Annotated in this window: 25 protein-coding genes; 20 read left to right on the top strand and 5 right to left on the bottom strand. The window is 60.5% G+C overall.

Features of this window, described 5'->3' with window-relative positions; translation table 11 throughout:
• Positions 1 to 136 precede the first annotated feature (136 nt).
• A complete protein-coding gene (locus tag PAA8504_RS17330) occupies positions 137 to 880 on the top strand; it encodes a hypothetical protein (RefSeq protein WP_108895408.1) in 744 nt (247 codons plus the stop codon).
• 516 nt (positions 881 to 1,396) lie between these two features.
• Here the strand turns inward: PAA8504_RS17330 and PAA8504_RS17340 are convergent.
• Complete coding sequence (locus PAA8504_RS17340) at positions 1,397 to 1,654, bottom strand: helix-turn-helix domain-containing protein (protein ID WP_108895410.1); 258 nt, start codon at positions 1,652 to 1,654, stop codon at positions 1,397 to 1,399.
• Between the two features lie 124 nt (positions 1,655 to 1,778).
• The gene (locus tag PAA8504_RS17345; RefSeq protein WP_028284973.1) at positions 1,779 to 2,030 is read right to left on the bottom strand and encodes a hypothetical protein; all 252 of its coding nucleotides are present in this window, start codon (positions 2,028 to 2,030) and stop codon (positions 1,779 to 1,781) included.
• 210 nt (positions 2,031 to 2,240) lie between these two features.
• Here PAA8504_RS17345 and PAA8504_RS17350 point away from each other — a divergent pair, with 210 nt between their 5' ends.
• The 19 genes from PAA8504_RS17350 (at position 2,241) to PAA8504_RS17435 (ending at position 18,587) form a co-directional block, all read left to right on the top strand.
• Positions 2,241 to 2,594, top strand: coding sequence for a hypothetical protein (locus PAA8504_RS17350; protein ID WP_108895411.1), 354 nt, complete (start codon positions 2,241 to 2,243; stop codon positions 2,592 to 2,594).
• Between the two features lie 43 nt (positions 2,595 to 2,637).
• Positions 2,638 to 3,252: a lytic transglycosylase domain-containing protein gene (locus PAA8504_RS17355; RefSeq protein WP_108895412.1), complete on the top strand. Its 615-nt coding sequence runs from the start codon at positions 2,638 to 2,640 to the stop codon at positions 3,250 to 3,252.
• Positions 3,249 to 3,542, top strand: a complete 294-nt coding sequence (locus PAA8504_RS17360) for a TrbC/VirB2 family protein (protein WP_008282963.1) — start codon at positions 3,249 to 3,251, stop codon at positions 3,540 to 3,542. Before PAA8504_RS17355 ends, PAA8504_RS17360 begins: the two co-directional genes overlap by 4 nt.
• Positions 3,535 to 3,813: a VirB3 family type IV secretion system protein gene (locus PAA8504_RS17365; RefSeq protein WP_025042451.1), complete on the top strand. Its 279-nt coding sequence runs from the start codon at positions 3,535 to 3,537 to the stop codon at positions 3,811 to 3,813. Before PAA8504_RS17360 ends, PAA8504_RS17365 begins: the two co-directional genes overlap by 8 nt.
• The gene (locus tag PAA8504_RS17370) at positions 3,803 to 6,178 is read left to right on the top strand and encodes a VirB4 family type IV secretion/conjugal transfer ATPase (RefSeq protein WP_108895413.1); all 2,376 of its coding nucleotides are present in this window, start codon (positions 3,803 to 3,805) and stop codon (positions 6,176 to 6,178) included. The genes PAA8504_RS17365 and PAA8504_RS17370 overlap by 11 nt, the downstream gene beginning before the upstream one ends.
• The gene (locus PAA8504_RS22150) at positions 6,175 to 6,342 is read left to right on the top strand and encodes a hypothetical protein (RefSeq protein ID WP_181375851.1); all 168 of its coding nucleotides are present in this window, start codon (positions 6,175 to 6,177) and stop codon (positions 6,340 to 6,342) included. Before PAA8504_RS17370 ends, PAA8504_RS22150 begins: the two co-directional genes overlap by 4 nt.
• Positions 6,343 to 6,397: 55 nt before the next feature.
• Positions 6,398 to 7,486 carry a lytic transglycosylase domain-containing protein gene (locus PAA8504_RS17375; RefSeq protein WP_108895414.1) on the top strand — a complete coding sequence of 363 codons (1,089 nt, stop codon included), beginning with the start codon at positions 6,398 to 6,400 and terminating at the stop codon, positions 7,484 to 7,486.
• Entirely contained in the window at positions 7,486 to 8,295 is an 810-nt protein-coding gene (locus PAA8504_RS17380; RefSeq protein ID WP_108895446.1) for a type IV secretion system protein, read from the top strand. Before PAA8504_RS17375 ends, PAA8504_RS17380 begins: the two co-directional genes overlap by 1 nt.
• A 17-nt stretch (positions 8,296 to 8,312) precedes the next feature.
• Complete coding sequence (locus PAA8504_RS17385) at positions 8,313 to 8,966, top strand: VirB8 family type IV secretion system protein (RefSeq protein ID WP_108895415.1); 654 nt, start codon at positions 8,313 to 8,315, stop codon at positions 8,964 to 8,966.
• A 1-nt stretch (position 8,967) separates the two neighbouring features.
• The gene (locus PAA8504_RS17390) at positions 8,968 to 9,663 is read left to right on the top strand and encodes a TrbG/VirB9 family P-type conjugative transfer protein (RefSeq protein WP_108895416.1); all 696 of its coding nucleotides are present in this window, start codon (positions 8,968 to 8,970) and stop codon (positions 9,661 to 9,663) included.
• Positions 9,660 to 11,039 (top strand): TraB/TrbI/VirB10 family type IV secretion system protein, encoded by a 1,380-nt coding sequence (locus PAA8504_RS17395; protein WP_108895417.1) that lies wholly within the window; start codon positions 9,660 to 9,662, stop codon positions 11,037 to 11,039. The genes PAA8504_RS17390 and PAA8504_RS17395 overlap by 4 nt, the downstream gene beginning before the upstream one ends.
• A 4-nt stretch (positions 11,040 to 11,043) precedes the next feature.
• Complete coding sequence (locus tag PAA8504_RS17400; protein WP_108895418.1) at positions 11,044 to 12,030, top strand: ATPase, T2SS/T4P/T4SS family; 987 nt, start codon at positions 11,044 to 11,046, stop codon at positions 12,028 to 12,030.
• Positions 12,027 to 12,221: a DUF4177 domain-containing protein gene (locus tag PAA8504_RS17405; protein ID WP_012187154.1), complete on the top strand. Its 195-nt coding sequence runs from the start codon at positions 12,027 to 12,029 to the stop codon at positions 12,219 to 12,221. The genes PAA8504_RS17400 and PAA8504_RS17405 overlap by 4 nt, the downstream gene beginning before the upstream one ends.
• Positions 12,218 to 12,631, top strand: coding sequence for a hypothetical protein (locus PAA8504_RS17410; protein WP_108895419.1), 414 nt, complete (start codon positions 12,218 to 12,220; stop codon positions 12,629 to 12,631). The genes PAA8504_RS17405 and PAA8504_RS17410 overlap by 4 nt, the downstream gene beginning before the upstream one ends.
• A 12-nt stretch (positions 12,632 to 12,643) precedes the next feature.
• Positions 12,644 to 13,720, top strand: coding sequence for a TrbL/VirB6 family protein (locus PAA8504_RS17415; RefSeq protein ID WP_108895420.1), 1,077 nt, complete (start codon positions 12,644 to 12,646; stop codon positions 13,718 to 13,720).
• Between the two features lie 189 nt (positions 13,721 to 13,909).
• Positions 13,910 to 15,148: a nucleotidyltransferase domain-containing protein gene (locus PAA8504_RS17420; RefSeq protein WP_052453650.1), complete on the top strand. Its 1,239-nt coding sequence runs from the start codon at positions 13,910 to 13,912 to the stop codon at positions 15,146 to 15,148.
• Positions 15,148 to 16,866 (top strand): ThiF family adenylyltransferase, encoded by a 1,719-nt coding sequence (locus PAA8504_RS17425; RefSeq protein WP_108895421.1) that lies wholly within the window; start codon positions 15,148 to 15,150, stop codon positions 16,864 to 16,866. Before PAA8504_RS17420 ends, PAA8504_RS17425 begins: the two co-directional genes overlap by 1 nt.
• The gene (locus PAA8504_RS17430) at positions 16,856 to 17,368 is read left to right on the top strand and encodes a Mov34/MPN/PAD-1 family protein (RefSeq protein WP_074743312.1); all 513 of its coding nucleotides are present in this window, start codon (positions 16,856 to 16,858) and stop codon (positions 17,366 to 17,368) included. Before PAA8504_RS17425 ends, PAA8504_RS17430 begins: the two co-directional genes overlap by 11 nt.
• Positions 17,369 to 17,459: 91 nt before the next feature.
• Positions 17,460 to 18,587, top strand: coding sequence for an SAVED domain-containing protein (locus tag PAA8504_RS17435; RefSeq protein ID WP_108895422.1), 1,128 nt, complete (start codon positions 17,460 to 17,462; stop codon positions 18,585 to 18,587).
• Between the two features lie 135 nt (positions 18,588 to 18,722).
• Here the strand turns inward: PAA8504_RS17435 and PAA8504_RS17440 are convergent, their stop codons facing one another.
• From PAA8504_RS17440 to PAA8504_RS17450, 3 genes are read right to left on the bottom strand one after another with little or no spacing between them, the layout of a single operon-like run.
• Positions 18,723 to 20,723 carry a type IV secretory system conjugative DNA transfer family protein gene (locus PAA8504_RS17440; RefSeq protein WP_108895423.1) on the bottom strand — a complete coding sequence of 667 codons (2,001 nt, stop codon included), beginning with the start codon at positions 20,721 to 20,723 and terminating at the stop codon, positions 18,723 to 18,725.
• Positions 20,724 to 20,731: 8 nt separating this feature from the next.
• Complete coding sequence (locus PAA8504_RS17445; RefSeq protein ID WP_108895424.1) at positions 20,732 to 23,065, bottom strand: relaxase/mobilization nuclease domain-containing protein; 2,334 nt, start codon at positions 23,063 to 23,065, stop codon at positions 20,732 to 20,734.
• On the bottom strand, positions 23,052 to 23,645 hold the full coding sequence (locus PAA8504_RS17450; RefSeq protein WP_043872261.1) for a transposase: 594 nt from the start codon (positions 23,643 to 23,645) through the stop codon (positions 23,052 to 23,054). The genes PAA8504_RS17445 and PAA8504_RS17450 overlap by 14 nt, the downstream gene beginning before the upstream one ends.
• Between the last annotated feature and the right edge of the window lie 245 nt (positions 23,646 to 23,890).

The raw sequence follows: 23,890 nt of genomic DNA on the forward strand, positions 1-23,890 counted from the left end.
ACCAAATCGTAATGTTGTTTGATTGAACTCAGAGCGCATCCGGTTGACATAATTACAATTATGCGCCTTTGTATTTCGAGTTGCAATAGTATATTATCGTATGTATGCTCAACTCCTGTCACGGAGGTTCCTCAGCATGCGCCAGTTACTTAAGAAGCTCCTCCCCTCGGTCGCATTCGCTTTGATCGTGACAGGTTCTTCGCTAACGATACCCGCCCGCGCGCAGACATACCCGATCGATTGCGCGATCCTCCTGTGCCTGTCTGGCGGCTGGCCTGCTTCGGTCCCTTGCGCCCGAGCCCGCGCCGAATTCATCCGGCGGATTACACCTTGGCCGGTGGAACCGCCGCTGCAAATCTGGCGCTGTCCCATGGGCGCGTCCTTTGAGGCCGCTCCATCATCAAACAATGCAAACCGCATCTTTGATGCGTTCTTCCAAAACAACAGCGCTGGACCGCGACAGTCCTTTCCAGGGCGCGACGCCGCTGACCCAATTGAAGTTTCTTGGCGCGCTCCAGATGCCCGTGACCTTGTTCCCACCGACCGGACCCTCGGGCTCGTTCAAGATCGCGCAGACATCGATATCAGCGGGCCGGAATTCAATTTCGTCCGGTCCATTCGCGTATTTGATGTACGGTATGCACGACAGCACGAGTCCGGGCGCGATGGGGACTGTAACCGAAGCGCGACCGTGGTTCTCGGCACTTACGGGACCCAAGGTGACTTCGCCTGGCAAAGGTCTTCCGTCACTGCTCTTCCTTCGGCTCACGTAGGCCTTGAACGCTGGGGCGAGCATTGCCCTGGCATTTATCACCGATCCGTCTTCGTCGATTGGCGTGACTATGAGGGCAACTACGGGTTCGAGCAGGTGAACTACTGACCTGCCGCCGCCTAGATTTGTCTATGAAGACGGCTTCTTTGGCGTGTACGACCGCACCGTATACACGTCGCGGTCCACATGCTGTTTGGCGTTTCGGCAACACCGCGGCTTCGCTCTGTTCACCTGTCGTCGCTTCTTCCGATCCTCGTCAGCGCATCGAAGTCGATTTCTTGCTTCTGTTCGTCACTTATATCGGGCCGGGTTTCCGATACCTGCTGGGGCCCTTGGACGTCCCACATCACCGCATGTGAGCCTGTACTCCAGCGATAAACCCAACCAACAACACTGCACCCATCGGTCCCGATCAGATTGGCGATCGCGACGCCCTCACCCTTATCTTCGTTCACTGTTTACTGACTTCCTGCACTGTGGCGCTGCGAATTGCGGCGTGGGTTTGCAGAGCGTTCACTACGACCGCGCGCCGGGCCTCTTTGATGTTGGCTAACTGGTCCTCGAGGAGGGAATGATCATCAGACCGGGGAAATGGGTTCCGGGTTTCTCAACAATTCATTGACTTCAAATCCTGTGGTCGGGCTCCGTGGCGGCTTCGACGATCGCCAGAACCTCGGAGGGGTCAAAGCCGATGGCGCGGGCGAGGACGACCAGTTCGACGACGTCGACCCGGCGCTGGCCGCTTTCAATGCGCGCCACGAGGGATTGATGGCACTTGAGCCTGTCCGCCAAATCGTCCTGGCCCAAGCCTGCGCTTTTACGCGCATCGACCAACGCCTGGCAGAGTGCCACTTGTCCCTTGCTTCTGATTGTTTTCGCCACGCGTCACATACCTTTTGTGACGTCGCTAGCGGATGAAATCTGTTATCTAAAAAGTAGATATATGAGGGTGTTATCGGCGTCTGGTTTCCATGGGCTGCAAGTCTGATGCTCCCGAAGCTGCCCATCAATCCCCTACCAATTGCAGAAATCGGCCATAGTCCTCGCTGACTTCGCGCGCTTCCTCGAAAGCGCGGGCGCGTTCGCTGTCGAGGCAACGGAAGTAGCTCTGGATGTCCTGGATGTAGTCTTCGAAATCGCCACGGATGATGTCCGCATAGTCCCGCGCCGCCTGCGAATCGCTTGGCAGGAAAGGACGGGATGGCGCAAAGCAGGATTCCGCCAAAACAGGCCCGGGAACGCAGATCAGAAGGGCTATAGCTTGCAATGGGCGCAGGCATGTCAACCTTGGGTTTCTCAAACCTGTTATCTCCTTGATCGCGGACACTGGCCGTGACTAGTGTTTGCGTGACCAAACTACAGCCAAAGCACGATATTACATCTTGCGGTTGATAATATACTATCGTAACTCTGGGCTTCAAGTGGGAATGCCTGGGGTCGCGCCATTGGAGAAAGCGTGAGCCGGGCCATGAACTGGGACATCGAAGCACCAAATGTGGTTACGGAAGCCAGGTTCCGCGAGCTCGTGGAAAGCGGCTACAGCGCAGAAATCCTGTGCCAGGAGTCGGCACATAAGAAAGGCCCCAGCTATTACGGGGTCTGGATCATGCGCGTTGTCTCTGATGACGTGGTGGAAAAGCTCCTCGTCACCGCCCGCACGCGGACGACCTACAACGATATCAAGATCCGCGAGTTCAAGACGATCTCTGGCGTGGTGTCATTCTTCATTGGCCTTGGCTTTGCACATGTCGACCTGCCGCTTGAGGCGGGGACAAGCCGGAGCCACAAGCTCGCCCCATCAGACAAGGGCGCTGACAACTAACCTCGTCTGTCTCTGGCTGGTCGCAGCACCTGCCTCAGCGCAAATGGTCCTGGTCATGGAGAGCGACGGCTCTCTAACCCCGTCCCGCTCCCAAAGCAGCTTTGCTCGAAACTACAATGACGGCATCGGTCAGGGTTCGGCGTCCGATGGGATCGCGATCTTCGGCGAGGTAGCGGCCGAGCAAGAGGGAGTCCAAGTCGCGGTCCTTGCCCGCCCGACTACCCTGCCCCGCGCCGATGTCCTCTCCGGGATACAGACCACGGCCTTGCGCTATGCCGGCCATCCTGGCCTGCGTCGCGCGGGGCTTTCCGTGACGGATTGGCTGGCTCTCTATCGGGCCAATATCGAGGTTGAGAGCGCTTATCGGCAGGATGCGATTTCAAGTGCAGGTGCCATTGGTCTTGGTCAGTTGATGCCAGCGACGGCGCGTGATCTGGGCGTCGACCCGCGTGATCCGCTGCAGAACCTCGATGGTTCCGCCCGTTACCTCGCGATGATGCTGGAGACGTTCGGCGATCCGCATCTGGCGCTGGCGGCCTACAACGCGGGGCCGGACGCCGTGCGCCAGTACGGCGGCATTCCCCCTTACCGAGAAACCCAGAACCACGTGGCCCGCGTCATGGCCGTCCTGGCCCGATTGGAAGGATCAAATTCATGAAACAGATTTCAAACCTCTTTGTCGCCTCGCTGGCGCTATTCCTGTTCATTGCCGAGCCCGCCCTTGCACAGAGCATCGATCTCTCCCCGATCCAGAGCTTGTTGCAGGGCATTGTCGATGCGCTGACCGGCCCACTAGGCGTTGTCATCGCGACGCTTGCCGTTCTCGGGGTCTTTCTCAGCTGGTTCTTCAACATCATCGATCTGCGCCAGGCGCTTTGGGTCCTCGTGGGCATCGCCGGTGTTGCGGCCGCCCCCACAATCGTTGCCGCGGTTTTTGCCGGTGGCTGAGCGCGCGCCTCTCTTTCTCGGCCTCGTGCGCCCGCCAAAGCTTCTGGGCCTGCCCATCATGTATGCGATGGTCTGGCTCTTTGGCTCGGTGCTCCTGTTCGTCTGGGTCCAGCATATCGCGGTGCTGGCTGTCGCCGCCCTGCTCTATCCGGTGCTGTGGAAGGCCGCGGATTGGGACCCGCGTTTCATCGACGTGATGATGACGGCGCTGCAGGAAACGCCACCCACGCGAAACCGCAGCATCCATGGCGGGGACAGCTATGCCCCGTGATGACGCCCGTGATGCTGCGCTCGATGCTCGCACAATGACGCCAGACTGGTATGCGCGCGAGACCCGGCTTGCGCATATGCTGCCCTATGTGAGCCTCGTCGACGACCAGACCGTGCGGACCCGGGTGAACGAACTCTTCCGCTGCATCCGGCTCGAGGGAATCAACAGCTACACGACCGACGATGCCTATCTCGACAAGGTGACGGCGCTCTTTGCCCGCATCGTCGCGCAGCTCGGGCCGGAATTCAGCTATTACGTCCACAAGGTCTCCAAGGCCATCAAACCTGATCTGGACTCCATCCGTGAGGACAGCTTCGCCGGCGAGGTGGACCGGCGCTGGCGCGCGAAACTCGAGACCAGCGGGCTCCGCGACAAAACACTGACGCTCACCGTCATTCACCGCCCGCCTCCGAAAAGCCTCCTGCCGTTCCTCAGCCGCAGCGCGCCGGACCGACTGAAGGAGGAGACCCGCAAACGCCTGCAGCGCCTCGGTGAGGCCGTGAACGTCTTCCTCTCGGGGCTTACCGAGCTCAAGCCGCGCCTGCTGTCAGCCGGATCGGGAGAGTTGGTGGGGTTCCTGGGCGCGCTGAACACGGGCACCGAGCTGCCGCTCTACCCGGCCAACACCTACGGCTTTCTGTCCTTCAACGTCGCCAATACCCGGGTGACGTTCCACGGCGATCATTTCGAGCTTTCCGAGGGCGTCGTGGGCCATCGCTACGGCAAGAGTTTCACCATCGGGGAATATTCCGAAGGCACCTCCTGCACCATGTTCGACATGCTGAACCTGCCGGTCGACATGATCGTGACGCACTCCTTCACGCCGATCAATTCGAACCTCATGGCGGGCCGCATCAAGCGGCAAAAGCGCCAGATGCAGGCCAGCCAGGACGCAGCCCTCTCGCTCCTGGAAGCCCTCGACATCGCCGCCGATGATCTCGAGGCCAAGCGCCAAAGCTTCGGCGAGCATCATATGGTCGTGACGCTCTTTTGCGAAACGCTGGATGAGCTGCAGACGCTCAGCGCCGAAATCGTGAACGCCGCCGCGACCGAAGGCGTGAAGATGATCGGCGAGCGGGTCGCCGCCAAGGCGCATTACCTCAGCCAGCACCCCGGCAACCAACCAAAGCGCGTCCGCGCCAGCGCCGTCACCAACCGCAACTTCGCGGATTTTGCGGCCTTCCACCGGACACAGCTCGGCAAACCTGCAGCACTTACCCCCTGGGGCCGGGTCGTCACATATTTGCCCACGCCGGAGCAGAGCGCCTACCGGTTTTCCTATCACGAGCAGGGATCGCCCGACAAAGAACCGACCAGCGGCCATACCCTGATCATGGGGCGGCCCGGGTCCGGCAAATCGGTGCTGTCAGCCTTTCTGATGACCCAGGCCCGTCGCGCAGGGGCGCGGATCTTCGTCTTCGATTACCGTCTTGGCATGGAGATGGCGGTGCGCGCCAATGGCGGGCGCTACGCGTCCCTGAACGCCGGTCAGCCCACGGGCCTCAACCCGCTCTGGACAGAGACCGATGCGCGCGGCACCGCCTGGCTCTCGGACTGGCTCACAACGCTGCTCTACCGCGCTGACAAGCCCCTGACGCCCGCACAGACCAACCGCATCCAGGAAGTCGTGCGCCAGAATGCCCAGGCCACCAATCCGGCCCTGCGGAACTGGCGGGATTTCGCATCGCTTTTTGTGTCTACGGATGACGGCGGCGATCTGCACCAGCGCCTGCTCGAGTGGACCGAAGACGGCCGCTACGGCTGGATCTTCGGGCAGAGCCTCGAGGACACGTTCTCGCTCAAGGGCGATGTCGTGGGCTTCGATCTGACCGGCATTCTCGACAGCGAGGCCGACAAGGAACGGATGGCGGTTCTCTCCTATCTTTTCCGCCGGGTCGAACGCGAGATCGAGGACCGCCGCCCCACCATCATCGTGATCGACGAGGCCTGGAAGGCCCTCGATAACGCGTATTTCGCCGAGCGGTTGTCGAACTGGCTGGTGACCGCGCGCAAGCAGAACACCGTCGCGGTGATGATGACGCAATACGCCAGCCAGCTCGAACGCACCCGGACCGGCAAGACCATCGTCGAAGCCGTTCCGACGCAGATCCTGCTGCCCAATATCCGCGCCAATGCCTCGGACTACGCCATGCTGAACTTCACGGAGAAGGAACTCGACGTCCTTCTCAACACCGGCAGCAACAGCCGCCTCGCACTGATCCGCGACGATCAGGGCTCAATCGTCGTCGATGCAGATCTGAGCGCCCTTGGGCCGAATCTCACCATCCTTGGCGGCATGGAGAAAGGCGAAGCGCTTGTTGGGGCCGATTACCGCGACCGCCCAGATTTTTGGAGGCTTTCATGATCCGTATTCTTGTCGCTTTGGCTGCGCTCGGCGCTTTGGCCTCCTGCGCCCAGTATCAGGAACCGCAGGCCAATTGCTTCTCCTTCCTGGCCTCGACTGCCCCCGTCGCGCCTGATTGCACCTTCACGCCCCTTGGCGCGCCGGAGGGCGACATTGAAGTCTAGCCTGCCTCATATCCTGGCACTTTGCCTGCTGCCAGGTCTCGCCTTGTCTCAAGGCGTGCCGACCAATGACAGTGGGCTGACCGCGCGTGACATCGTCGAGACAGGCGATCGCGAGGCAGACTTGGCTGTTCAGGCCGACAAGCTTGCAGTGCGCGAACTCATCGCCGAGATCGAACGGGAGCAGCTGGAAACCCTGCAACGCATCCTCGATGCCCAGACCAGCTTCGGCGGTCAGGGCTTGCCGGCTATGGTCTCGGGGCTGGAAAGCGGCAGCGGCGATCCCGACCGCTCGGTGGCAGCGGTCTATGGCACGGGCGAGATCGATCCCAATCCCGGCGGTGAACAGATGTTTGGGGATGCGTCTGAGACCATCGAGCAGCTCATCATCCGCGTGGCTCAGGAGACCAGCGGCTTTGCGGGTGTTGGCCGCGCAGGGCTCTCGCCCGTCCAGTGGCGCGCGTTGCTGCAAGCGCTGATCTGGCAGGAGAGCCGGTTTACGATTGGGGCACGGTCTCCCGTCGGCGCCTATGGTCTCACCCAGATCATGCCGGGCACGGCCAGCGATCTGGGCATCAACCCGGAATATTACGACAGCCCCTACCTTCAGGTGCATGGCGGCGCGCGCTATCTCGCAACACAGCTCAACACCTTCGACGGCAATATCATCAATGCGCTCGCGGCCTATAACGCGGGACCCGGCCGGGTGTTCGAATATGGTGGCGTGCCGCCCTTTGCCGAAACCCAGCACTACGTGTCGGTCATCCCTGAACGCTACAATCTCTATCTGAGCCGTATCGGCGGGATCGAAGCGCTCGGCACGATCGATCCCGCACTCTTGGCCAACGCAAACCTCTCGATCACGGGCCATGGGGCAGCGTTCTACGGCAACAATTCCCCAGCCGCGATCCGCCAAGCCGCGCTGCGCATCTCCGACATCGTCGAGCGGATTTCCGAGACAGAGGATGTGCATGAGAGCATCGCGCTCAACACCTATGCCCGCGCCGAACTCGTGCGCCTCGTCGCGGCCCGCATCCGGCTTCAGGCGGCACGCACCCGCGTTCTTTCCGCCGAGGAACTGGCCCAGGCCAGCGCCCGTATGGCCGAGGGCGCGTTCATGGACTTTACGATCAGGGAGATTGAATGATGGGACATATTCTCATGAAGACGGCCTTAGCCACGACTCTTGGGATTGGCCTGCATCTCTACACCCTGTCCCCTGCCGCAGCGCAGGGCGTGCCCGTCGTCGACACCCAGAATATCGCGCAAAACATCCAGCAGCTCCGGCAGATGATCGAAGACGAGATCCTGCAGAACGAGCAGCTGACGCAGCTCCGCGAACAGCTCGGCCTTCTCACGGATCAACTCGCGGAGCTGGAAAGAACCTATGAAGCGCTCACCCGACTTGCCGAGCTTCCCGAAATCATCCGGACGGAAATGGAAGACGAGTTGAACGGTCTACTCGACCAGGAGTTCGGGGACATCCTCGCCACGATTGAGGCGATCAAGACTGGGGATTTCTCGGGCCTCTCGGGCTCCGGCGCAGGCGAAATCGAAACCCAGATGGACCGGGTGCTGGCCGATCTCGGCTTCGATGAAGACACGCTCTCGGAAATGGCCACCAGCGGCAATCCCGGGGCCAACCGTGTGGCCACGCAGGCAACAACCGGCGCGCTCGTCTCAGCCGCCGCCCAGAACAGCTATGAAGATGCCGGCCAATCGCTCGAGCGGGTCGACCGCCTTGTCAGGCTCATCGACGACATGGAAGAGCTCAAGCAAAGCGTCGATCTCAACACGCGCGTGACAGCTGAATTGGCCATCGCCCTCGTGGCGATGTGGCAGCTGGAAGCGATTCAAACCGTGGGCGATGGCACCGGCGGCGTGATCGATGCCGCCACCATCGCCGAAGAGCAGCGCTTCATGGATTTCACCTTGCCAGACCTCCGGGCAGACTGATCGTGGGGGCATGACGGGTGGCGACTGAACTAGAAATCATCGAGGAAGAACTGGTCTATGGTGCCTTACGCCGCGAACGGCTCTGGCAACGCCTTGGCCTGATGGGCCTTGTCTTCGGTATCATCGGCTGTCTGAGTGCCGCGGCTGTCTCGATCCTCGATGTCGACCCGCCCCCCGTCGTTGTCCCCTATGATCCCGCCACCGGCTTTGCACTCCCCGAGGCCTCGGTGGGCGCTTCCTCGGTGACCGCCAACCAGGCGATCATCGAGGCGGAGGTCTTCCGCTATGTGACCGACCGGGAGATCTACAATCAGCTCGACAACGATCTGCGCATCCGCAGCGTCCTGCGCCGCTCGGACGGGGCCGCCGAGAGCGGGCTGCGCAAGATATGGAACAGCGCAAATGAGAACTATCCGCCGACCGTCTATGGCCCCAATGCTCGGCTCGACGTGGAAATCCTCAGCATCAACCGGATCGGAACCAACCGCGCGACGGTGCGCCTGCGCAAGCGCCTGACGTCCATTAACGGAGCCCAGACCGGCCTCTTCACTGCGACGCTTCTCTTCGAGTTCCGCCCGGAGACCCGCCGCTCCATCGATGAGGTCTGGACCAACCCCTTCGGCTTCACCGTGCGCGAATATTCCATCCGCTCCGACAGATTGGAGAATTAGTTTGATCAATAAGTTCTTTGTTGCTGCCATATTTGTTTTGCTGCCTGCCCTTGCCTTTGCCGAAGCGATCCCGCGCGGTGGTCCAAATGACAGCCGCGTGCGGCTGGCAACATATCAAGAAGGTCAGGTCTACCGCCTCAGCGTCTCGCTCACCCATGTCACCACCATCGAGTTTGGTGAGGGCGAAAGCATCCGCTCGATTATCGCGGGCGACACGGAAGGGTTTGAGATCGATGGCGTGCCCGGCGGTCAGGCATTTGCAATCAAGCCCGTTGCGCGCGGTGTCCATACCAATGTGACGGTCTACACGAACAGGCGAAGCTACTATTTCAACGTCGAGGAGGTCCGCAGTCCGACCTTCTATGTGGTGCAGTTCCGCTACCCTGACGACGCTGCGCGCCCGACCCGGGCCATCGCGGCCCAAGCGCCGAACTACAACTACGGTGCCAGCGCGCGGACCGAATTTACGCCAACCCGCATCTGGGATGACGGGACGTTCACGTATTTCGCTTTTCCAAGAAACGCACCTGTGCCAGCAATCTTCCGCTACGCGGGCGGCCGTGAACGCACGGTCAACACGCAAACCCCTGAAGACGGCGTGATCCGCGTCAGCGGCGTGAACCGCCAATGGATCCTGCGACTTGGCGAAGAGGTGGTCTGCATCGAGGCGATCCCGCCCGCGGAGGCCACCTCATGAGCGATACTGAGAACACCGAGCTGGAAAAACGCCTCGCCGCCCTTGAGAAAGGCAGTGCCCGCGCCCCCATGGCGGCGCAGCGCCGGTCGCCCCTTCTCGCGCTGATCGTGGTCCTCGTCATCGGCGCAGGTGGTGCCCTGCTCTATCTCCTCTCACAGCCCGACGAAGAGGAAGCCTTGCCGACGGCCACCCCGGACGTCTTTCAAAACGAGGGGGACGGCTTTGGCGCTATCGAGACCTTGCCCCCGCCCGAGCCCGAGGTTGTGTTCGTCGGACCAGACCCCGTCGAGCCCAACGCGGAGCTTCTGGCGCGGATCACCGCGCTGCAGGCTCAGATCGAGGAATTACGCAACGCCCCCGAACCGGTCGTCGAGGAAGACACCGCCGCCGCAGAGGCGATCGACGCGCTGACCGCTCAGATCGCGGCGCTGCAAGCCGCCTCGGAAGCCGCACAGCAACGATTCCAGGACGAACTGACGGCGCGGGATCGCAGCCTTGAGCAATTGCGCATGGATCTGGAACTGGCCCAACTCGAGGCCAGCCGACCCCAGCCCGCCCCAGCGGGCCCCACGGAGGATGAGCTGCGCGCACGCGAAGAAGAGCGACTGCGCCGCGAGGAAGAAGCCCGGCGCATGGCCGAGCTGGAGCGCCGCGCCGCGGAGGAACGCGCCTTCCAGGAGCGGCGCATCGCCTCGCCCACCATCGCGTTTGGCGGCACGTCCGGAGCGAATGAAACGGCTCTGACCGAACGCACCTTCGGCGAGGTGACGGATTTCGTGCTGAACGATGCGTTGCCCTCCACCGTGACGCAGGCCGAGGTGATCGCCAATCCCTCCAACACCATCGTGCAGGGCACCATGATCCAGGCCGTCATGGAAACAGCCCTTGACAGCTCCCTGCCCGGCCAGACCCGTGCCGTGGTGTCCGAGGATGTCTACAGCGTCGATGGCGTGCGCCTCTTGATCCCCCGCGGATCGCGTCTCATCGGGCGTTACCGCGCGGGCGTCGATATCGCGCAGCGCCGCGTCACCATCGCCTGGGATCGGATCATCCTGCCCGCGGGCCAAACCGTGCAGATCAGCTCCTTCGGAGGTGATGAACTGGGCCGCTCCGGCATCACCGGTTTCGTAGACACGCGCTTTGCCGAGCGTTTCGGGTCGGCCGCCCTGATCTCGCTGATTTCCGCCGCGCCAAGTGCCGCCGTTTCCGAGGTCCAGGATGAGACTGCCGCCGACGTTCTCGAAGACGTTGGCGATGATCTGGCAGATGCCACGGACAGCGTCATTGGTGATTACCTCTCCATCGGCCCCGTCATCTATGTCGACCAAGGCGCACGCGTCACGGTCATGGTCGATCGCGATCTGGAGATATTCTGAGCCCATGTCGCTGAGCTATCTCGAAACCTCGCTCGACCGGATCGACGCCGCCGCTCGCGACGATGTCATCGAGATCTGCATCAACCCTGATGGCACCTGCTGGGGCGAATTCCAGGGCGATCACTTCATGCGCGCGCTGGACCAGAGGCTGACGGGCGTTCAGGTCAGGGACCTCGGCAACCAGATCGCCTCTTCGGCCAATACAACGATGAGCAAGGACCGCCCCATCGTCTCGGTCTCGATCACCTACAAGGGGCGCCCGATCCGCGCACAGGTCATCACCCCGCCCACAGTGCTCTCGGCCATGTCGATCAGCCTGCGGTTCTTCTCAAGCCTGCCACTCGAGGGCATTGCGCTCGATTTTCTCTATGGCAAAGAGCGCAAGCTCGAAGACCTGCGCGTGGAAAAGAAGCGCGCCTTGCGCGCCGTGGTGGCCGCGGGTTTGATCGATGATGCGCTTGCCTTCTGCGTCGAGAACAAACTCAACATGATCGTCTCGGGTGGCACCTCCACCGGCAAGACCGTCGCCGCGCGCAAGATCCTCTCCCACGTACCGGCCGAGGAACGCATCGTGACCATCGAAGAAGCGGCCGAGCTTTTACCGACCCAGCCAAATGCCGTGACCCTCATCGCCAATCGTGACGCGGAATTCCAGACCGCCGATGTGCTTCTCACCGCCACCCTGCGCATGCGCCCCGATCGGATCATCCTGGGCGAGGTGCGCGGCAAGGAGGCCATGACCTTTCTGGAAGCCATCAACACCGGCCATGGCGGGTCCATGACCACGCTGCATGCCGAATCCCCGCAACTCGCCGTGCAGCGGCTCGCGATCGCGGCACTCAAGACCGAGATCCCGATGACCTATGCCGACATGATCCAGTACATCGAAAATTCCATCGATGTGATCATCCAGGCCGGTCGCCACGACGGCAAGCGCGGCATCACCGAATTCTACCTCCCCGGCGCAACTGAGATTGGAATTTCCCCATGAAGACGTTTGAATACAATATCCTGTCCTTTCCCATGACCCGCAAGACCAGCCTCTCCGACATGCAGGCCAGCCTGAACGAGAAGGGCGCAGACGGGTGGGAGGTGGTGTCGATCAGCACTTCGGAATTCGCCAATATCGGGCACACCGTTTTCCTGAAGCGCGAAACCACACCCGCTGGAGCCACGGCATGAGGCAGGCGGGCTGTACCCTCGTACTGACCGCGCTGGTCTTGGGCCTGACGTCGGCACCCGGCTTCGCTGAGCGCAATCTCGTGCCGACCCTCGATCGCCGCTTCGATGTCTGTCCGGACCGCCCCGCTGAACTCAGCTGGATGCAAGAAATCCCCTTGCGCCAAGCCTATCAGCGCGTGCTGGTCCAAGACATCTACCGTGCCCAAAACCTTGAGCGCATCGTCGAGACTGGCAGCTGCGATTGCGAGATCCGGTTCCCGTCCTGGGACGATGCCGAGGCGATGTTTCGCGAGGTCCACGCGAGTGACGAACGATGGGAGATGCTGCAGGCCTCGGACGCTTACAACCGCCGCGCCAACGCCGCCCGCCCTGCCGCCAAGGCCATCTGTGAAGCCGCGGGCAATTGGTAAGGCTGATCCCCGATGAGCGTCGTCACCTATTTCGTTGAAACTTCCCAGGGCTACCTCGACACCGCCGCGGAATCCCAGTTCGGGTCCGTCGCTGCGACCGTGGGCACACTTTTGGTTGTGGGTACAACATTGGTGGTGATCCTCGTCTTCCTGAACATGATCTACCAATACAAGGCGATGGACGGCAGAACGGCCTTTTGGCTGGCAGTCAAGATCGGCCTCATCGGGATATTCGCGACCAACTGGGTGCAGTTCAACGCGCTCTCATCTGCCATCCTGGCCGGCATCGACAGCATTGCGGGCGCGCTTGTAGCCTCGGTCGGTGGCGGCACCCCGGGTCCCTCTGGGACCTTTGCCGAAGAGTTTGACCGGCTGATCGCGGAACTCGGCGACTACCTCAATGCAGCCGGATCAGAGCTGAACTGGATGGCCGGGGCCATGCTCGACATCGTCGGGGTGCTTCTGCTCTCGATACTCGGCGGGCTGGCCGCTTTCATCCTCGTGGCCTCTCGACTGATGATCGCACTCCTGATTGGGATCGCTCCGGTGATGATCTTCCTCACCCTCTTCGAAGTGACCAAGGACTATTTCGCGCGCTGGCTGTCCGCGCTGATTTCCTTTGCACTATACCCCATCGTCGTCGCAGGCGTGTTCGCAACGATCACAGGCGTTTCCTCCGCGCTCATCGGTGAACTAGGCGATCCCGAAGGGGCCTCAAACATCGGCGCGCTCATTCCCTTCTTCATGATGGTGCTCATGGCCAAGGGCTTCATTATCGCCACGCCCTTCATCGTCCGCGCGATCTCCGGCAACATCATGATGCCCGCCCTCTCCGGAGGTCTCGGCGGCGGCTACAGCTTTGCCCGCGCCGCCATGGGAAGCCAGCAGGCCTACAATCGCTACCTCATCGGCGGGGCCAGTGGCGCAGATTACGCAGCCCTCAGGGCGCGGCAGTTCTTTGGCGTGCAGCAGATGCCAGCGAGGCAAGGCATGGGTCAGACGGGTTCCACAGGCGGCACAGGATCCACTGACGCAGGGTCAAAAATGCTGGCACAGCTGGCGAGACTGGGCCGGCTTGGGCGACGGTAACGGCCCTAATCGGGCACTGGGAACGGTTCTCTCATGCTCCGCTTGGAGCTCTAACCGCCGCCATTCGTAGCAAGTTCACTTTCCAAAACTGCTTGTAAAAAAGACAGGCGTTTGGTTCGGCATAGCCGTTGAAAATCAGTCTTAAAATGGACATCTTGTAGTTGTGGGATTGTGAACAAGAGGTTTGATATGAATGTGAGCGCGGGCGTAGGATATGGGTATAATGTTGCAATTGAGAAACTTGCGGAAGAATTGGCAGTGCCGCAAGATCGCTTCGATCAAGCCGAAAGGCGCTACAAGGATCTTGGCGAGTTTTTGCATCGAGATGACTCCAAGGTTCGTGATTATGATCCCGATGTCTATATCCAAGGCTCTTTCGCGCTCGGCACACCGATCAAGCCGACATCCAAGGACGAAGACTACGATCTCGACATCGTTGTCTCGTTCCGGTCTCTGACGAAAGCGCAAATTTCGCAAGCTGATCTGCGCGCTCTTCTGCTGGCTGAGCTCAAGGCGTATCGCGATGCGCGAGGGATCAAGAATGAGGTAAGTGATGAGCCTAGAAGATGCTGCACCTTGATCTACGCAGATGGTGCGCAATTCCACATGGACGTATTGCCGGCTGTGCCGAACGAGGCAAACATGCGTGCCGTTCTTTCTTCTTACCTCGCGGATCAGGCGCTTGCGGAAGGTGCGATTGCCATCACCGATAAAGACAAGACTAGCACATACCGTATCATCACGGATGATTGGCCCCGAAGCAATCCTAGGGGCTTTGCCGCCTGGTTCAAGTCAAGGCAGATCGAACAGCTGAATGAGCGTCGCAGGGCATTCCTCGACGCCCAAGGCAAAGTGACAGCGAGTGTGGAGGACGTCCCGGTATTTCGGGTGCGAACACCTCTCCAGTCAGCCATCATGATCTTGAAGCGTCACAGGGATGAGTGGTTCGCGGAGCGGGATCCGGAGCTGAAGGTTATCAGTGTGATCCTCACGACGCTCTCGGCCCATGCCTACGCAGGCGAAGCAAGGGTGTCAGATGCAATTGCCAAAATCCTGAAGGACATGCATCTCGAAGTCAAAGAACGAAATGGTGAGTCATGGATCGCCAACCCGACTGACCCTTCTGAGAATTTTGCGGATCGGTGGAAGGACTTTCCCGATCGTCGAAAATCCTTCTTTGAGTGGCTTGAAACCGCTCGATCAGATTTTGGCGCCGTTCAAAAGTTCAGTGATACGAATATTGTTTTGAATGAACTGTCACGAAATCTTGGCAGCACCCTTGTTGAAGGTGTTCGCTCGAGGGTAGCGGCATCCGCGGGTTCACGTGCGGCGTCCGTGGCTCCTGCCGCTGCGGCCGGGGCTTCTGCGCCGGGTCTCGTTTTTGGTGGTGAGGATCGGAGGCCGACGGAGCCAAAAGGTTTTGGTTGATGGAGTTCACAGCCGGCGAGGCGAGGCTAATCCGTGAGTGTGAAGAGCTCGCTAGCCTAGCCGCAGCATCAGCTTGGCTAGAAGAACCCCAATTCGGCAAGAACGCCGATGGCCTGCTGACGTGGTCGTTTGTTCTGCTCGCCGGTGATCGTCGCATTCCATTGCGGCTGGTTTTCCCAGCACTCTTTCCAGATCTGCCACCATTCGTACTTCCAGCCGACAGCTCCGTCCGTTTATCGCAGCACCAATACGGCGAGGGTGGTGAACTATGCCTCCAGTATAGATCGGATAACTGGCATCCCGACTGCAAGAGCGCCGATGTGGTAAGGAGTGCCAAAGCACTTCTCGAAGCAACCCCAAAGGACGATGGTTTCTCGGACGTGGAAAGCGCTCATCCTACCGACTTACCCTCGCTGCTCTCGGGGTGTTCCCGACGCTTCATGCTACCGCCTGACACCGCCCGCCTGTTAAGGTTGCGCCTTGCCGGACACGCAACCGATATTCATATAACTTTGGAGCGCCGGGTTGGGGCTTCCGAAGTCCTTGTTGCTCGCATTGCGAGCATCGGGTTGGACTCTGGCTTGCGCGTGCCGATTGATGGTGCGGGATTTGGGGGAAGGGTGGTCCCTGGGGTCCTATATCGATTGCCCGACATTCGGCATATTCCAGATCTGCAGCCCGAGGAACTGAAGGGGCTCTTGTACCAGTACCTGCCTTCATGGCTCCGTAAATGGGTAGAAGGCGCCGGCGACATGTTGGTCGTTATTTCAAATGGCAAGCAAGAGGTATTGCTGCGCGTTCTCCACAACGGGTCGAAACGAAGGATTGACCTGTTTCATACCTTTGAGCCACCAACGGCAAAAGAACGCCGGGTTCACGGGAAGATGTTCCGAGAATCTAGCATCTGCATCATCGGTGCAGGCTCGCTGGGATCAAAGGTGGCCGCCAGTCTTGCGCGCGAAGGCGTCGGTCAATTCATTTTGTTCGACAATGACGTTCTTTGGTCCGACAACTTGGTTCGAAACGAACTCGATGAAATGGATGTGGGGCATCACAAGGCGGTTTCGCTTAGGCACAGATTGCTACGAATAAATCCGGCAGTGAAAGTCGGTGCCTTGGGAATGAGTCTGACGTCTCAATCCGCTGTCCAGCATATTGCTCAGTTGAGCGAGATCATCAGCACTTGTGATCTCGTCATAGATACGACGGCTGATAGCGGAGTGTTTCGAATGGCAGCGGCCATTTGCACGCAGAAGCGTAAACCTCTCGTTTGGGGACGAGTCTACGCCGGAGGACTCGGAGGACTGATTGCACGAAGTATCCCGTCTGAAGATCCGCCACCACTGACCGCTGCATCTCAATTGCGAGCATGGTGCGAGGAGAAAGGCATGGCACCGCCAGAGGGCCGCGAACACAATTACGGGGTGCAAGGTGATGACGACGATGAGCCCTTATTCGCCTCTGACGGCGATGTAGGGGTCATTGCCAACAGGCTGGTTCGTCATGCCCTAGACGCCCTTTCAACAACGGAGATTAGAGTTCATCCGGAACCTGCATACTTTATCGGCCTTCGCAAAGGCTGGATCTTTGATCATCCCTTTGACACCCATCCGGTCATTTTCGGTCCTACCGACGGATGGGTAATAGACAGCACAAGTTGTGCAGAAGAGGGCGTTGAACGCGTCATGACTCACCTTGGAGTACAAGATGACGCTTAGCCTCACAGTCCCACGCTCGCAGCTTGCGAAACTGCAGATCCACCTTAAGCAAGGCGGCAACCGCGAGATCGGCGGGTGGTTGGTTGCAGAACAGACAGCTCCGGGAAAATTTGAACTCGTCGGTTTCACCGTCGATCTTGAGGCGGGGTCACGAGATCGTTTCGATAGTTTGCCTGAGCCGCACTCACAACAGATGGATCGGATCTTGCTGGAAAATAGTGGTCGCGCTGGTCGGGTTGACTATCTTGGCGAATGGCACTCGCACCCGACATTCCCACCAATACCTAGCGAGATCGACGTGGCCTCGATGACGGATATGGTCGAAAACAGCGGACCTTCGTTTGCAGCGTTGGTCATTGTCCGTCTAATGGGCAACGCCTCGATTCAGGCGACTATCACTACGTTTCAACGTGGCCAATTGCCCGAGACCGGCCAGCTGATAATTGCGAATGCAGTTCCCGAAGCTGGACTTGGCGAAGGTTGGAAACCGTCGGAACACTAGCATCATTCGATAGCCGGAAATCGGTTGACTACTCGTCTGACCATCCAATCGTAACTCGCTGTGGTAGCGCTAATCAAAATGGAGCAAAAAATTGTCTAGTTCAAATATCCCGGCCAAGATTCAGACCCAATTATGGGCTTTGGCGGCGGGTCGATGTGAATTTTCAGGATGCAACAAGCTCCTTGTCGGGGATCTAATCGCTGGCAAGGAAGACGGAAAGTTCGGTTTCATCGCGCATATTGTGGCAGATAGCGATAATGGTCCAAGGGGTGATAAAGTCCGTTCGCCACTCCTCGCCCGCGACATCAGCAACCTGATGCTGATGTGCCCCATCCATCACAAGGAAATCGACGTAGACCACGTGGACGACTATCCGGAAGAAACGCTCGTGGCAATGAAGCGCGAGCACGAAGAGCGGATCGAGACTGTTACAGATATGGACGCTGACCGCGCGGCGCATGTGCTCCGTTTCGCGGCGAATATCGGCCAAATGGACTCTTTGGTTTCCACCAAAGCCATTTTTGCCGCTATGCCGCCCGACAGGCATCCGGCGGAGCGACGAACCATCGACATCGAGCTGAATTCAGAAATCAAGGATGATGAACCGGAGTTTTGGGGCATGCAAAGCGCGCATTTACACCGCCAATTCCAACGCAAGGTGAAAGAGCGGATAGAACAGAAGGAGATTATACAGTTGAGTGTGTTTGCGCTTGCGCCACAGCCGCTTCTCATCGAACTGGGTACATTACTTGGTGACATCATGCCTGTATCTGTTCACCAAAAGCACCGCGAGCCATCTACTTGGAAATGGCAACTCCACCAGCCGTCGATAAATTTCAAAGTTGGCGAGTATTCTGGGCCGAAAGACGTACCAGTCGCCCTCAAGCTGGCGCTCAGTGCGACCGTCGATGATCAGAGAATTCGCTCGGTTCTCGGCGACAACACGGCCATCTGGTCAATCACGGCAGAGGATCCTCACAACGACATCATGCGAAGACAGGACGATCTTGCAATCTACAAGGCCCACCTTCGCAGGCTTTTTGATCAGATCAAAGCCCATCACGGCGAGGATGCGATTATTAACATGTTTCCGGTTCTTCCCGTTTCCGCAGCGGTCGAAACTGGCCGCACACGAATGCCTAAAGCCGATTTGCCGCTAGTCATCTACGACCAAAAGCCGGGGAAGGGATTCGAGCCGATAATCACGGTAAGTGCTTAGGCCCTCATAAATCGTCAGCCGAAGGTTCGTCATTCCAACGCGCTATTGGCCGCTGACCTCCCAACCTTAAGGATTTTCTAGCTAGCACGGCAAGTGTTTGCTCATCGCCCAGCCAGACAAGCCATCCTCGCCACCCTATCGCGCAACCAGCCTTTCACCATCCTCCTCTCTCAGCATCGCTTCCATTTCGTCCAAGCCATCGACTGCAGAGCGCATCTGCGCCTCATCAGCTACGCTCGCAGCTTCAGAATCCACGACGCTGCTGCCAAAATCCATCTCCATCTGGCGCTGTTCCTCGGCGATGACGGCTTGAACGACAGGCGCGGTCTTCTTTGGAGCGGCGTCGGCTTGGCCTGACGGTTGACCATCGCCAGCCTGGCTCGCCCTCTCCATATCGGCTTCTGTTCCCCCTGGCCCATCCGACGGCGGCGTCATCGGCATGGCGCGCACACTGAGCGGCAGGTTCCCCTGCAGCCCCCCTCCCCCCGGCTCCGGAAACGGCAACTCGCCCGTCTGTGCCGCGTGGATCGCCTTGAACAGCCGATCATCAAAATACTGGATCCGCTTTGCCCGGACCGGCATCTGGGCATCGATCACCATGACAATCTCGTCGAGGGGCAGACGGCGCGCCTCATCTTCAGGGAGCAAGGAACTCTCTTCGGTCCGTGTGGATTGGCTGCGGCCCTCAAAGGGGTTCTTGCCGATGGACTGTGAGCGCGTGACCACGGTCTTTGTGGTCTTGCCGACCGCCTTGCTCAGCTCCTCGACGGTCTTCTCATCCGAGGGCGTCAGGTAGAGCTTCACGCCGGCATTGCCCTGCAGGGCGCGGCGGGTGTTCTCGCCATAGATTTCATCGAGGGCGGGGATGGTTTGCGTGACCACAGCCAGGTGGCCGCGATAGGTGCGCAGGGTCTCGATGCTCTCGACCACGATGGGCATTTTTCCGAGGCGATTGAACTCGTCGAGCATGATCATCACGGGCCACGGCTCGTCTGGCCCGGGATCCTTTTCCTGCATGGCGGAGAGCAGGTCGGAGAAAAACAGCCGGATCAGCGGCGCGAGCGGCTTCACCATCAGCGGCTGGACCACGAGATACACTGAAAAGGGCTTCTTGCGGATCGTGCGGAAATCAAAGTCCGACACCGCCGTCGCCTCATCGATCGCGGGGTTCTGCCATTGATCGAGCCCCGAGGTCATCAGGAGCGAAACGTAAGACGTCAGCGTATCGTTGTTGGTCGAAGCCAGCCGCGTGAAGATCAGCTTGGCCGCCCTGTTGTCGACCTCGTGGCCCCGCGCGAAATACTCCTTCTGCTTGTTCCCGCCCGAGGCCGCGATGCGGTAGATCTCGCCCAAGGTCGGACGCTTGCGCTGGAAGGCCAGCAGGCCTGCTGCCACAAAGAGATCGATCCCGCCCTTGAGCAGCCCCTGCACCCGGTCATTGTCACTCTGCAGGAAGAGCGTCGCCAAGAGCTGCAATTCCATCTGCTGGCGCGCGGGATCTTTCAGCTCAAAGATGCGCAGGAGCGGGTTGTAGCGATGCGTGCGCTTGCCCTCCCAATCGGTTGGGGCAAAGCGATAGACCTTGTCGCCCTGAGCCGCGCGGTGCCGGGCCGTGGCCTCGAAGCACTCGCCCTTCACATCGAGCGTCACGGCGGAGCCTTGCCAGGTCAGCAGGTTCGGAATGACAAAGCCCGTGGTCTTGCCGCGGCCCGTGGGCGCCACGATCAGCGCATGCGGGAAAACCTTCGAACAAATGTAGTTGGCGCGGGAGCTCGGCGTCCCCAGCTTGCCGAGGATGAACCCGGTCCCTGGCGCCCCGAAAAACCCATTGGCCTTCATCTCGCGCGCACTCTGCCAATGCGTCTGGCCAAACCGTGTGAGGGCCGATCCCGAGAGGGCGAGGCTCAGCATCAGGCCGGCGGCGGCAAAGCTGCCGATGATCAGGTGAATAAGTTGCGCGTCCTCCGGGCGGCGGTCCAGGATCGCCAGATAGTTCTGCGCGATATAGGCAAAGTCGATCTCGGCCCCAAACCCGAGATCCTGGTAGGTCAGCACCGCCGAGGCGATCGTATAGCCCATGGCCCCAGTCACCAGCGTTACCAGCAAGACCCCTGTTGCGATCCGCGCTTTTCCCATGGAGGCGCTCAATGGACCTGTCCCCGCTCAGTCTCGCCATCCACATCGCCAGTGCGGTGTTTTTCGTATTCGGTGTCGGCAAGATCATCGACCACCTGGCGCAAGGCCTCCGTGTTGGCCGTCGCGGCATCGGATTGCAGATAGACCTTGGCGACATAGAGCCGGTCGAGGCGGTCCTCGAGAACCTTTTCCAGCGCATCGGCATCACCGGATGTGAGCCGCTCAAGTTGACGGTCATCCAGCACCCGCGCGATCTCGGTTCGGAAAGCGTCCCGCTCCGCCTCGGTCTCGAAGGGCGCGGACAACTCCCCCGCCCGCTCATGGTCCAGAACACGCGCAATCTCGTCTGCGAGGCGGTCGGTACGGTCAGACTGCGGCGCAGTTTCACCGCGGGCTGCGAGGAGTGCGTCGCGCGTGCCAACCCCAAGCCCCTCGCGCATCTCGGTTTCGCGGCGGACCTGATTGATGACCTCCGTGTCGCGTATCTCGACGACGGCCGCATAGGTCGCGCCGAGCCCACGGGCGAGATGGGACGGCATGTCCGGATAGCGCGCTCGTAAGTCATCCGTGACAGCATCTGCAACAGGCGTGCGGAGGTCGCGTCCCTCCATGATCCGGTCGACCTCGCGGGTGATCTCGCTGGCGCGGGCCGCATCGGTGATGGTCTCCCTGTAGGGTTCAGACCGGTCGATCACATCGCCGGGGCGTGCGAGCAGGTCCCGGTGTGCTTCGAGATACGTGCGCTGCTCCGTCTCGATCCGGCGCTCCGCCCGTGAGACAACCTCCCAGTCCCGGTCCTCGATCTGCTGCGCAGTCAGGCCGTCTGCGCGCATCTCCTGACGGATTGTCCCTTCCATCTCCCGCACCGCGCCCTCATGATAATGGAACCGCTCGCTGACCGGTTCCGCTTCCATGACACCATCCCGGCGCAGCACGGTCTCCCGCTCCAAGAGCGTGCCAAGTTCGACGTGCACATCGTTGAGAATGTCGCGCGCCTGTTCCAGATCGGCGCGGCGTTCGAGGTTCAGATCGCGCGCCTCAGCCACTTTGGAGAGATCATTGGCGATCCATTGATGCTCAAGCGCTGCATTTGAGGCGCCCGTCTCGATCCGGGCCACCACTTCCGATGTGCTGATCCCGGTGCCCCGTAGTGCCGCGTCAATGCGCGATCTCAGGTCGGGCTCGGCCAGTCGCTCGCGCTGGCTGGCGTCAATATTGGCTTCGGAATAGATCCCGCCCTCCGAGGGGGTCTCTGACAGCGTGGATGATCGCAAACCGAGAGGCTGCATGTGCTGGACCTGCGTCTGGATCTCGATGAGACGTTTTTCCAGCACGGGACGTTCCGTGTCGGACTTCTCGGCGATCATGCCCTGCACCCGCGCCAGCTTCTCCGCATAGAGGCTTCGCAGATCCTCGAAACTCTGATCCTCGGCCATATACACATCTCCTGTTCGGTCCACCTGCCCGCCGCGCGCCAGCACCTCGCCCGCGCGGAAGAGTGCCGCGGCAATATCCTCGCGGGCCTCCCGGGAGGCCTCCGCGGCAAGCGAATGGTAGACGGTTCTGGTGTTGGCGATCTCCGCCAGCGTCCGGGTCAGGTCCTGCCCCACGCGTTCACGCTCGCGGGGCGCGCGACCCTCTTCTTTCGCCGCATAAACTTCGCTGGTTCGGGCTGGGTAATGCACGACGCCGCGCTCCATCCGCCGCGTGGCTTCCAGCCGCACGCCGTACTTCTCCGCCTCCTCGACCATGGCGAGGCGAAAATCGTCGTAGTTGAAGCGGTGGTTGCGCCCCAGAAAGAAGAACTCGCCTTCCTGCGAGCGGCGGTTCAGCACCAGATGCGCATGGGGGTGATCGCGGTCCTCATGCACCGCGATGATGTAATCGAAATGCCCCTCATCAGTCTGGAAGAACCGCTCGGCCACATCCGTCGCAATGTCGCGCACATCCTCCCCGCGCGTGCCGATGGGGAAGGACATGAGCATGTGTGTGGTCTGGCCCAGCTTGGGCTTGAAGCCCGCATCCCACCGTTTGGCAAAGCGCTCGGTCAGGTCCTTGATGTCACCCGCCTCGAGCTTCGCTTTGCCATCCAGGAACCCGCTACTGTCCACGATATGGGTGGACTTGGTCGTGAGGTAATCGAGCTGGTTTGCGAGCTGCGATTTCGTGTGCGTGCCCCCGCTTCGGATTGCCTTGAAGACCGCCGGCCGATGCCCTGCTGCCGCGCGCACAAGCTGGGTCTGCTTGGCCACGTGCAGCCCTTGCATCGAGCCCCGGACGCGGCTCCAGCCATCCCGAAAGACCTCGCCCGTGACGGCATGGACAGCATCATTCAGCCGCATGGGCAAACTCCCTCAGCGCGGCCGTGGCCTCCAGCTGCATGACGTCGCGCCGACGCCGCAGCAGCAGGTCGATCTCGTCAGCGGAATCCAGAATGAACCGCGCCAGCCCGCGCATCTGTGCAAGGCGCAATTCGGTGAACTCGGCACTCGTGCCGCCCCCTGCCCCCTGCCCCCGCCGGTTGGCCTGCGTCATCTGCTTGGCGATCTGCGCGACCCCATTGCCGACCTCGTGCAGCGAGGCGCGATAGCGCGCCATCTCAGCCGCCATCTGCGCGTCCGGGACAAACACGCCACCCGCCGCCTGAATAAGCCGCCGCAACCCCTCGGCCCGGCTCTCGATCCCCGCCTTCGCCAACACCTCGTCGAGCGCCGCCAGCTCCGCAGCCGTGACCTTCACACTGACTGCTGAGACCGGGATCGCGGCATCGGCCTGGCGCTCGGCATCAGCTTTCAGGACGTAGCGCACGGCCCGCGATGTGACCTCGAAACGCTCAGCCAGCTCGGACGTCGACACACCCTCCGCGGCCTCGCGGACGATCTGCATCTTCTCGATCTCTGTCAGGCGTTTTGTTCGGGACATGCGGAAGAAAGACCCCCTATTTCCTGCCACCTTCCACCAAGGCTGCCCCTACCTTACGATACTATACCAAGCTGTCAATTATATACTTGCGTCGCATTCAGGCTCAGGCAGCCTTGGTGTCCGCTTCCCCCGCGGCCCGCAGGGACGCGGCTCTGCCGCCCTCACCACCGAGTGCACCACCTGTCCTAGAGGTCCCGTCCGCCAGCCCCGCCCGAGGGTCTGGCCGAACACCCATGTGTTCGGAC

The sequence above is a fragment of the Palleronia abyssalis genome (genome assembly GCF_900302445.1).
GTDB classification, from domain to species: domain Bacteria; phylum Pseudomonadota; class Alphaproteobacteria; order Rhodobacterales; family Rhodobacteraceae; genus Palleronia; species Palleronia abyssalis.